We start from the raw sequence: 7,018 nt of genomic DNA on the forward strand, positions 1-7,018 counted from the left end.
TGCCGCCCGACAACGCACCCAAGTCGCGAGAGAAGCGGGCGATAGGATCATTCGATCCGCCGATCGCGCACGCTATGGTGTCAAGCATTGAGAGCTTCGCACGTTCTATCGCTTGCTCAGGTATCGCCTCCAGATTGGAATTGAGAACATGCCTAATGAGTTGCGTTGTGACATCCATTGCCATACCTCCAAACGATCTAGGATCGAGAGCCCTTAAGCGCGAGCAGGTCGATCGGCTAGCCTCGACGCTTCTAGCCGAGAGGACCTCGTGCCGACATCATCTGACGACAGGGCCGAACTCGTAAGCGCTGTTTTGAGATGTAGGACCGATCAGGATGCGCTTTGCGGAAATCACCCCTGTTTCAATGCAGGAAACCAGCGTTTTTTTTACAATTTCACGCGCAACCCTGATTACTGAGGTGTGGAAGATTGCAAACGCCAGCTGACACCCGGCTGTTCGTTCCGGCACGCTAATGCTAAACTCTGAAGATACGCGACCTCGCTGCAGGGGCATGTCCAAAAGCGCAGCGTTCACCCAATGATTTCGTCGGGCTGCCCCGGCATCTGCGAGTGCTCAGCGTTTGCATGTCTTGTTCTGAGCGGGCCCAACAGCAGTGCGACAGCCCCCTAGGTCGTAAGCGCTGTTCCGGCGCCACCTTTCGCGCGTGGTCGTGAGCGACGATGCTCGGAGCCTTTGAGGGCTTCGACACATGACGATTTCAGAGCTTACGCTTAAATCCAACGATCCCGAGCCCGCGCGGCGTTTCGAGGTGTTCACGGGCTCCGGCCGACGGCGCGAATGGTTGCCGGAGGAGAAGGCGCGGATCGTGGCGGAAAGCTACGATGCCGGCGAGACTGTGAGCGCGGTGGCCCGGCGATATGCCTTGTCCCCGCAGCAGCTGTTCGCCTGGCGCCGGACCGCGCGGGTGCCGTTGGCGGATGCGCGGGCACCGGAGCCATTGTTTGTTCCAGCAGTGGTCGCCGCACCGGAGCCCGAACCGTAAGCGCCCGGTCATGACCCGGGGCTCTTACCGGCCATCATTTTGACCTCTGCCGCGATTGGCTTTGTGTTCGCGGATGAAGTCGGTCAGGCATTCGAGGCCGAAGTCTGTGAAGGCGGGGATCTGTTGATCGTCGGGCCCGTAGACCCAGAGGCAACCGTCCTCCGGTTCCATGTCGACATAGACCTCCCACAGCAGCTCGGCGTCCTCGCCGAGCATTTCGGCGGCAAGCGGGAGGGTGTAGACCCGGGTGATCGCGGCCACGGTCAGACCGCCAGTCTGGTGTCGGATCGGGGGCGCCAGTTCCAGGGGAGAAGCTCGTCGATGCGATTGGCTGGATGGTCGCTGACGCGGCCGATCAGGTCGGCGAGATAGGCCTCCGGATTGATGCCGTTCAACTTACAGGTTTATGCCGACCGCCAAACTATGCCGAGTGAGCAAGTTTTTACCAACACTTTCCTCAACGTAGCGGTAGCTGAATCGGCATAGCTTAGGCTCTCTCCGTCGCAATTGACGCGAAGGAGAGGACACATGAATGCAAGTGACTACCTGCAACGCAGCACACTATTTCGGAAGCTGATCCACGGGACGTATGGCGAGTTTGCACGCGTTTATGCGGGCAGATTGTCGGATGAAGGCTTCGGTCAGCAATGCACATGGCGATCGCTAAGCCTATTTCGTGAGCTGAGAGACTGGCATCTCGGCAACGGGCACGATCTCCAGGATTTAAACGAAGATCATGTCGAGCGGTTTCTTGAGCACCGTTCCAAACACTGGAGCATCGATTCGGGCGACCGCGCTGCGCTCCGGCGCTTGCTTGCCGCGTTACGGCAAGAAGGCTTGATACCAGCCGCCCTTCCGATTGAGCGCACGGAGCACGAGCGGATTGTTGATGTGTTCGCGGCTTACCTCACGAGTGAGAGAGGGCTCGCCGCCTCGACGGTGGAAAGTCACAAGCTGCTCTCACACCGATTTCTGCAGGAGGTCTGTCCGGCTGGCGCAGATGGGTTTGCAGCGCTCACCCCGGAGATCGTCATCGGCTATGTCGAGCGACATGCTCTCGATGGCTCCGCCGACAGCGGCAAAGCGATGTGCGGGGTGGTGCGCACCTTCCTGCGCTATTTGCATCTGAAGGGCTTCATTTCGGTAGCCTTGGCCGATTGTGTGCCGTCGATCCGTCGCTGGCGGCTTGCTGGCCTGCCAACCTTCCTGCCACCACAGAAGGTTCAGTTGGTTCTCGATGCCTGCGATCGGACCACGGCAATGGGGCTTCGCGACTATGCGGTTCTGATGGCGCTGGCCAAGCTGGGCTTGCGTGCCAGCGAGGTTGCGGCGCTCAGTCTTGACGATATCGATTGGCAGTCGGGCAGTGTCCTCGTCCATGGCAAGGGACGGCGGCAAGCGATGATGCCACTACGCCACGACGTCGGTGCAGCTGTCGTCGCCTACATCCGGCATGGGCGACCGGCTTCAGCGTGTCGCCGATTATTTCTGCGAATGCTTGCTCCGCACGTCGGCTTTGCCTCCGGCTGCGCCATCACGATGATCGCGAAGGAGGCCCTCGAGCGGGCAGGTATTCACGGCTATGCGCACCACGGCGCGCACCTCTTCCGCCACAGCCTTGCGACCGACCTGCTGCGGTCGGGGGCCAGCTTTGCTGAGATCGGCCAGTTGCTTCGTCACCGGAGCATCGACAGCACGAGGATCTATGCCAAGCTCGACATCGAGAAGCTGCGCGAACTGAGCCTGCCGTGGCCGGGAGGTGCCCAATGAGCCGTCTTCGAACAGCGCTCGAGCGCTATGTGGGCATGCGCCAGGGGTTGGGATACAAGTACCACGGGCCCGCTCGACGGTTGTCGGATTTCGTCACCTTCATGGAGGCTCGCGGCGCCGAGACCATCACCACGGCGCTGGCAATGAAGTGGGTGACGTTGATCGGCCGACAACCGAGTTGGTCCATCCGCCTGACCGATGTGCGCTGCTTCGCTCAGCACCTCGCTCATTTCGACCCCATGACGGAAGTGCCACCTCAAGACGCTGTGCCGCCGGCGCGGCGGGCAAAGCCCTACATCTATACCGATGCTGAGATCACGGCGCTTCTGGCGGCGGCACTGGCGCTGCCGCCGGCCAACGCCCTCCGTCCCTGGACATATCATTGCCTGTTCGGATTGATAGCGGTCGCCGGGCTACGCCATTCCGAAGCGCTCGACCTGCGCCGAGACGACGTCGATCTCGACCAAGGTATCCTCACCATTCGGGAGACGAAGTTCGGCAAGTCGCGGCTGGTCCCGCTCCATGCCACGACGGTCGCCGTGCTGTCGGAATATGCCGCGCGACGCGACGCGCATCTTGTCACGCCTCGTAGCCCCTATTTCTTTGTCGCCGAGCAGGGCGGCAGATTGCTGCACCAATACGTGCACCGGGTGTTCTGGCAGCTGTCGCGACAGATCGGTCTGCGGCAGCGGGGGCAGCGCAATGGTCCGCGGATTCACGATCTTCGTCACCGTTTCGCCGTTCAGGCCCTGACCAACTGGTATCGTGCGGGCGAAGATGTCGAGCGGGAACTGCCGGTCCTCTCGACCTTTCTCGGCCACGCCAATGTTCGCGACACCTACTGGTATCTATCCGCCGCGCCGGAGCTAATGACCCATGCTGCGCGACTGCTGGATGAGCGGTGGGAGGTTCGCTCATGAGCGCCTCGAAGGATCTGGCCGTGCTGATCGAGCGGTGGTTCACCGATCGGCTCATGCGACATCGAGGCGTAAGCTCCAACACCATCGCCTCCTATCGCGACACCTTCCGGCTCCTGTTTGCATTCGCGCAGACACGCCTTGGCAGGTCTCCGACGCAGTTGACACTGTGGGATTTGGACGCGCCTTTCATCGGCGCATTTCTGGAGGACCTCGAGACACTGCGGTCCGCCTCAGTGAGGACCCGGAACCTCCGCCTCACAGCCATTCGGTCTTTCTTCAGATATGCGTCGTTCGAGGAGCCGGCCCATAGCGCTCAGATTCAACGCGTGCTCGCGATCCCGAGCAAGCGATGCGACAAGCGACAACTTCAGTTTCTCACCAGGCCCGAGATTGAAGCGATCCTGGCCTGTCCGGATCGCAGCACATGGCTGGGACGGCGTGATCACACTCTGCTGTTGCTGGCCGCGCAAACAGGCCTGCGGGTCTCGGAGATCATCGATCTCAACCAGGACTCGGTCATGCTGGGGCACGGTGCCCACGTGCGATGCGTTGGCAAGGGCCGCAAGGAGCGAAGTACGCCGCTCACAAGGTTGCACAGCAAGCCCTTCGGGGCTGGCTCAACGAGCCCAGGAAACGGGCGCAACGGCTCTCTTTCCGAACATGCACGGCGGCAGGCTGAGCGCCGACGGCGTGCTGGCGCTGCTGAACAAACATGTCGCCAAGGCTCGCGAACACTGCGTCATCCTCCGCTCGAAGCGGGTGTCGCCTCATGTTTTGAGGCACAGCGCTGCCATGGAGCTGCTGCAGGCGGGCGTCGATTGTTCGGTCATCGCCCTATGGCTGGGCCATGAGGCGATGGAAACGACGCTGACCTATCTTCACGCACATCTTGAGCTGAAGGAATCCGCACTTGGCAAGCTGAAGCCATACGAACGCGCAAAGGCCGAACGATTTCGGCCAAACGACCGACTCTTGAATTCCTGAACGCCCTTTGAGCATGAGAACTATGCCGAGTGTCAACGACCGGCTCTCGGTCGAAATGGCGGGCAAAGCGCTTCATACCGCCATGATCGGAAGAGGCGCTCGGCATAGTTTGGCGGTCGGCATAAACCTGCAAGCTCAACGGCGTCGACCCGTATGCCTACCTCGCCGACGTCATCGCCCGCATCGTCGCCGGCCACCCGCAAAACCAGCTCGATGACCTGCTGCCCGGGCCTACGCCCACACGCCACTCAAGGCCGTGGCCTGAGAACAGCGGTTACCCTAGGTCGTGTGGACACTTATCTGATCCATAGGACGGTTGCTGCGATGGTTACGATGGCCAGGTAGTTTCGGGCTGTTTTCTCGAATCGTGTCGCGACGCGTCTGAACTGCTTGAGCCTTGAGAAGCAGCATTCGATCAGGTGACGCTGGGCATAGAGGTGCTTGTCGATCGGGTATTTGCGCGCCCTCGACGGATTGTTGGGAATGACGGCGATGGCGCCCTTGTCTGCGATCTCCCGGCGCAGAGAATCGGCGTCGTAGGCGGCGTCGGCCATGACGACCTTTGCGGGCAATCCCTCGATCAAGGTGTAAGCTTGCGGGCAGTCACCGCGTTGGCCGGCCGTCAGGTGAAGCGAACCGGGCACCCAAGACCTCGGACGGCCATGTGGATCTTGGTGCTCAGGCCACCGCGCGAACGGCCAAGGGCCTGATCTTCAGACCCCCTTTTTGGCCCCCGAAGCGGGCTGGTGGGCGCGGATGATGGTCGAATCGACGATCAGATACTCAAAGTCGGGATCGTCCGACATCGCGGCGAAGATGCGCCACCAGACACCCTTGCGGCTCCACCGGCTGAACGGCGGAAGACGCTGTTCCAGTCCCCGAACGCATCGGGCAGATCACGCCAGGGCGAGCCCGTGCGCACGATCCACAACACCGCTTCCACAAACATCCGGTTGTCGCGGCCCGACGAACCCCGTGTCCGCTGGTCACCGATGATGTGGGCCGACATGCGCTCCCACTGGTCGTCGCGAAGAATCAGACGGTCGAGAACACCCATGGCTGTCTCCAAAAGACAGCCATGAATCTGGAGGGTTCTGTGTAGTCGCGGGCGCGATTGGGCGGGCACGCACGGGTCGCGACTACATTGAAGCCTGATTGAACTGAACCGCGGGATGGCGGGCGGGGCCATGGGGATTTAGGGCTCGACAGTGTGTCCGAGGCGCCGGAGCGGACTCGCCGATCGCTCTTGGGCGGTCGCCCGTCGTCGCGATGCAGGACCATCTGCGACGCGGGAGGCGGTGCCATTGGGTCGTTGACGCTGAGGTGCAGCGTTGCTGGCGACAGCCGGGCTGCGACTTTGACTAGCGGCGCGCAAAGGCCCGACGGCGACTGTAGCAGACGCCGGGATGGACGGTGCGAGCGTGTCGGTGCGCAGCGTGTCATGAAGTGTCTGGCCAGGTCGGGGCCCTGCGCGGGATCGGGCCGAGCGTGGCCATGGCGCCGCCGCAGCCCGGACAGATGTCCAGGGAGCGTCCTGTGAGACAGCGGTAACGCTGGCGATAGTCGGCGGTCGGGTTCGGCGGCGGCGGCGTAGGCGCCGCCAGAAGAAGACGGCACTGGGCGAGTTTGGCGACGCGGTGGCCGATGGCGAGGAGGCCGTAATGGCGGATGCGATGGAATCCGTCTGGAAGAGCGTGCAGCAGGAAGCGCCGGATGAACTCGTCGGCGCTTAAGGTCATGAGCTTGTGCTTGGACTTGTCGTGATGGCGATAGTCCTTCCAGCGGAAGCTGACCTTGCCCTGGTCCAGGCTCACGAGGCGGCTGTTGGCGATGGCGACGCGATGGGTGTAGCGGCCCAGATAGGCGAGAACCTGTTCGGGACCGCCGAACGGGGGCTTGGCGTAGACGACCCATTCGATCCGCTTCAGTCCAGCCAGTTGGGCGCAGAAAGTGGCAGGGTCGGCCAGGCTGGCGAGACCGCTGAAGAAGCGGAGCTGGCCGGCGTCGAAGGCGTCCTGCAGGCGCTCTAGGAATAGCCGCCTGAACAGGCGCGACAGAACCCGTACGGGCAGGAAAAATCCAGGCCGGCAGGCGATCCATCGCTGGTCCCCGGCCTTCGCCGTGGCAGGCTCGAGCGACAGGCCGCCGCCCGGCACGACGCAGTGGACATGCGGATGATGGTGGAGATGTCAATGCCGCTCGAATTTTCCCCAAAAGTGCCGAAGTAAAATTCCCCAGTTTCGCCGCTTAGACTCTCGCGGAGGGGTGTCCATTTTTCGGTGGCCGGCCGCGCGGCCGCGATGGTGGATTTAATGTCGGCGGCGTGATGGAGGCTTTTGA

General features: G+C 62.1%; 6 protein-coding genes and 5 pseudogenes. 6 read left to right on the plus strand and 5 right to left on the minus strand.

Annotated features, from left to right (window positions below; genetic code table 11):
• Positions 1 to 277 precede the first annotated feature (277 nt).
• Positions 278 to 535 carry a hypothetical protein gene (locus NKH42_RS30675; protein WP_352974808.1) on the minus strand — a complete coding sequence of 86 codons (258 nt, stop codon included), beginning with the start codon at positions 533 to 535 and terminating at the stop codon, positions 278 to 280.
• A gap of 175 nt (positions 536 to 710) precedes the next feature.
• Between NKH42_RS30675 and tnpA the strand changes: the two genes are divergently transcribed.
• Positions 711 to 1,004: an IS66-like element accessory protein TnpA gene (gene tnpA / locus NKH42_RS30680; protein WP_352974809.1), complete on the plus strand. Its 294-nt coding sequence runs from the start codon at positions 711 to 713 to the stop codon at positions 1,002 to 1,004.
• A gap of 24 nt (positions 1,005 to 1,028) precedes the next feature.
• Here the strand turns inward: tnpA and NKH42_RS30685 are convergent, their stop codons facing one another.
• Positions 1,029 to 1,265, minus strand: coding sequence for a hypothetical protein (locus tag NKH42_RS30685; RefSeq protein WP_352637554.1), 237 nt, complete (start codon positions 1,263 to 1,265; stop codon positions 1,029 to 1,031).
• 2 nt (positions 1,266 to 1,267) lie between these two features.
• Positions 1,268 to 1,408 (minus strand): annotated as a pseudogene (locus NKH42_RS30690) (transposase domain-containing protein); the annotation flags it as partial.
• A 124-nt stretch (positions 1,409 to 1,532) separates the two neighbouring features.
• On the opposite strand from NKH42_RS30690, the gene NKH42_RS30695 reads away from it, so the two are divergent.
• The 5 genes and pseudogenes from NKH42_RS30695 to NKH42_RS30715 all read left to right on the plus strand — a co-directional run.
• On the plus strand, positions 1,533 to 2,774 hold the full coding sequence (locus NKH42_RS30695) for a site-specific integrase (protein WP_352974812.1): 1,242 nt from the start codon (positions 1,533 to 1,535) through the stop codon (positions 2,772 to 2,774).
• Positions 2,771 to 3,694 carry a tyrosine-type recombinase/integrase gene (locus NKH42_RS30700; RefSeq protein ID WP_352974813.1) on the plus strand — a complete coding sequence of 308 codons (924 nt, stop codon included), beginning with the start codon at positions 2,771 to 2,773 and terminating at the stop codon, positions 3,692 to 3,694. The genes NKH42_RS30695 and NKH42_RS30700 overlap by 4 nt, the downstream gene beginning before the upstream one ends.
• Before the next feature lie 53 nt (positions 3,695 to 3,747).
• A pseudogene (locus tag NKH42_RS30705) lies at positions 3,748 to 4,221 on the plus strand (tyrosine-type recombinase/integrase); the annotation flags it as partial.
• Positions 4,222 to 4,354: 133 nt separating this feature from the next.
• Positions 4,355 to 4,678, plus strand: a complete 324-nt coding sequence (locus tag NKH42_RS30710; RefSeq protein WP_352974815.1) for a tyrosine-type recombinase/integrase — start codon at positions 4,355 to 4,357, stop codon at positions 4,676 to 4,678.
• Positions 4,679 to 4,803: 125 nt separating this feature from the next.
• Positions 4,804 to 4,989, plus strand: a pseudogene (locus NKH42_RS30715) (transposase domain-containing protein); the annotation flags it as partial.
• Here NKH42_RS30715 and NKH42_RS30720 read toward each other — a convergent pair.
• Positions 4,975 to 5,735 (minus strand): annotated as a pseudogene (locus NKH42_RS30720) (IS5 family transposase). The pseudogenes NKH42_RS30715 and NKH42_RS30720 sit on opposite strands and share 15 nt — an antisense overlap.
• A gap of 382 nt (positions 5,736 to 6,117) precedes the next feature.
• Positions 6,118 to 6,858, minus strand: a pseudogene (locus NKH42_RS30725) (IS91 family transposase); the annotation flags it as partial.
• Positions 6,859 to 7,018: the final 160 nt, after the last annotated feature.

This window comes from Mesorhizobium sp. M1142, from assembly GCF_040318565.1.
Lineage (GTDB): Bacteria > Pseudomonadota > Alphaproteobacteria > Rhizobiales > Rhizobiaceae > Mesorhizobium.